We start from the raw sequence: 2957 nt of genomic DNA, 5'->3' as shown, positions 1-2957 counted from the left end.
GTCCCACTCCTTCCCATCCCGAACAGGACAGTGAAACGACTTTGCGCCGATGATAGTGCGGGTTCCCGTGTGAAAGTAGGTCATCGTCAGGCTCTTACAGCCCAGAAAACCCCAGTCAGATATGACTGGGGTTTTTTGCTTTGGGATAACAACAAATCATCCCTTCTCGCTGACCCCCGGGTATTGACCATGCAACTGCAAGACATTCTGTATTCCCAAGGTTTTGGTACGCGTCGTGTTTGCGCGGGCCTGATTCAGCAGGGGTGGGTCTCGGTGCGTGAGGCATCTTCGCCCAATGCCGAGTACATGCTCTGCACGGAGGCTACCGCAGGCTATGAGCCCGAAGGACTGCTGTTACGTGTACAGGGTGTGGATTGGCCGTTCCACGCCAAAGCCTACGTGCTGCTTCACAAACCCGCCGGCACGGAGTGTTCTCAAAAGCCTTCTACGTACCCCAGCATCTACACGCTTCTGCCTCCGCCGTTGCGCCAGCGGYCTACGAAGAGTGCGGTACAAGGAGTGCAGGCGGTGGGGCGCCTTGATCAGGACACAACGGGTATGTTGCTATTGAGCGATGACGGCCAATTCATTCATCGCTTGAGTTCGCCCAAGAAGCATGTTCCGAAGGTTTATCAAGTGACGACCAAACATCCCGTGGACGAGACACAGGTGTCGAAATTGTTGGCGGGGGTTGTGCTGGACGATGATCCCAAGCCGGTGCGTGCTGCAAACTGCTCCATTGTGGATTCCCATCGCTTGGATATGACGCTGACTGAGGGCAAGTACCACCAGGTCAAGCGGATGATTGCAGCGGTTGGCAATAGGGTGGAGGGGCTACATCGCTCTCGCATTGGAAGCATGGATTTGCCTGCGGATTTGGCCCCCGGCCAATGGCGATGGCTCAATGCTTCCGATCTGTCACTGTTGAACAGCAATGCTTGAGCATGTTGTCCGGAGGAGTGGCCTCTTTTGACTGGCTCAGAGAGTGCGGCCGGGGCACTGTGACTCATGTCGTTGATCCCTTGACTGCCGAGGCCGGGAGAGCTCTGCTGGCAAGTTGTGGTCTCGCCCTGCGAGATGCCCTGGCACCCCAGGCAGCGCCAATACCGGGATGACCTGAGTCAAAGAGAGCATGATCACCCTGATGTTACGTGTTGTCGCTCGGGTCCGCGCTGGGCGCGGCGCTACACTTCAAGGCTGTGTTGAAAGTGGTTTTGTGAAGATTCTCTCGATTGCACGCATCTGCGTTGTGGCCCTTGGTGGGTGGTGTTACTCCTTGGCCAGTGTGGCGGCGGGCGCTCCGCCGCTTTTTGTACTCAATTCTCTGGAGGCCAACGTCAGCGTCATCGACCCGGTGACCTGGACTGAGACGGCCCGCATACCTACAGGTAAAGAGCCGCACCATCTGTATCTGACCCCCGATGAAAAGTCGATCATCGTGGCCAACGCGCTCGGTGACACGCTGACGTTTGTGGACCCCCGTACCGCCGAGGTGCAGCGTACCGTACGTGGGATTGTGGACCCCTACCATCTGCGATTCAGTCCCGACATGAAATGGTTCATCACGGCCGCCAACCGTCTGAATCACGTGGACTTTTACCGCTGGGACGGCAAGGACCTGACCCTGGTGCAGCGCGTGGCCACATCGCGCACCCCCAGCCATCTATGGATCGATAGTCGCAGCACCACCGTCTATTCGACCATGCAGGACAGTGACGAACTGGTGGCGATTGATATTGCCACCCAGACCATCAAATGGCGTGTCAAAACAGGCCCTATGCCTGCGGATGTCTACGGCAGTCCCGATGGCAAGCACCTGTTTGTGGGGCTGACGGGCGGTGACAGCGTGGAGGTGTTCGATATCTCAGGGCGTGAAGCGGTCAGCGTCAAGCGGATCAAGACAGGCAACGGTGCTCACGCCTTTCGTGCTGCTGGCGATGGGCACCACCTGTATGTGAGCAATCGCGTGGCCAACTCGATCAGCAAGATCGATATGAACACCCAGCAGGTCGTCGAGTCGTACCCTGTGCCTGGCGGCCCTGATTGCATGGATGTTTCGGCGGACGGACGCTACATCTACGTCAGTTCCCGTTGGGCACGGAAGCTGTCCGTGGTGGATACCCAGGTCAAGAAGGTGGTGCGCCAGGTCAACGTGGGCAAATCGCCCCACGGCGTTTGGACCTTGCAGCACGCGCCGCGTTGAGCGCTGCACCGCCGGTCAGAGGTATGTTTCTCAGCGCTCTTCGTGTACCACACGGCAGGCGTCGAGATGCTATTATATTGATAGCTGCTTGGGCATGTTTCACTAGCGCTACTGCGAAAAATGACTGCAAAAAACCCCTCTACCTGACCTTTGACACCGGCCACATGGAAGTGGCGCCTTGGGTGGCGGAGGTCCTCAAACGCCAGCAGGTGCACGTGACCTTCTTTGCTGCAAACGAGCGCACGAAGGAAGGCGATGGAAGTCTGGGAGACCATTGGGCCCCGTGGTGGCGTGCACGCGCCGCGGAGGGCCATGAGTTTGCCTCCCACACCTGGAATCACACCTACTGGCGTGCCGATGCTGGCAGCGCGCCGCGTCCGGCATTTCGGGTCCGACCCTCGGCGGGACAGCGTGAGGGTCAAAGCTTTGTGATGTCCGCAGCTGAATACTGCGAAGAAATTGCCCGTGCTGCGGATCGTTTGAAGGCCATTACCGGCAAGACGCCTTTGCCCCTGTTCCGCGCGCCTGGCGGCAAGACCTCTGCACAATTGATTGCCAGCGCGAAGGCCTGCGGTTATGTGCATGTGGGGTGGTCGCCTGCCGGCTTCTTGGGGGATGAGCTGCCCAGTGAGACGGCCAGCAACACCGCGCTGCTGAACAAGGCGCTGCGCGATGTGCGCAGTGGCGACATCCTGCTGGCGCACCTGGGGATCTGGTCGCGCAAGGACGCCTGGGCGCCCGCTGTGCTGGAGCC

Annotated in this window: 3 protein-coding genes and 1 rRNA gene; all 4 read left to right on the top strand. The window is 59.0% G+C overall.

Going from position 1 to position 2957, the window contains the following annotated elements:
• Positions 1-92, top strand: a 5S ribosomal RNA gene (gene rrf / locus AC04MI_RS24425); the annotation flags it as partial.
• A gap of 97 nt (positions 93-189) precedes the next feature.
• Positions 190-942 carry a 16S rRNA pseudouridine(516) synthase gene (locus AC04MI_RS24420; protein WP_476498949.1) on the top strand — a complete coding sequence of 251 codons (753 nt, stop codon included), beginning with the start codon at positions 190-192 and terminating at the stop codon, positions 940-942.
• A gap of 274 nt (positions 943-1216) precedes the next feature.
• Entirely contained in the window at positions 1217-2203 is a 987-nt protein-coding gene (locus AC04MI_RS24415; RefSeq protein WP_476498951.1) for a YncE family protein, read from the top strand.
• Between the two features lie 23 nt (positions 2204-2226).
• Positions 2227-2957, top strand: a 731-nt coding sequence (locus tag AC04MI_RS24410) for a polysaccharide deacetylase family protein (RefSeq protein WP_476498950.1), incomplete at its 3' end; no start/stop codon positions are given.

Source organism: Acidovorax sp. LjRoot204, from assembly GCF_056175785.1.
The sequence above is the reverse complement of the archived record's forward strand: the minus strand, read 5'-3'. Positions and strand labels throughout refer to the sequence as shown.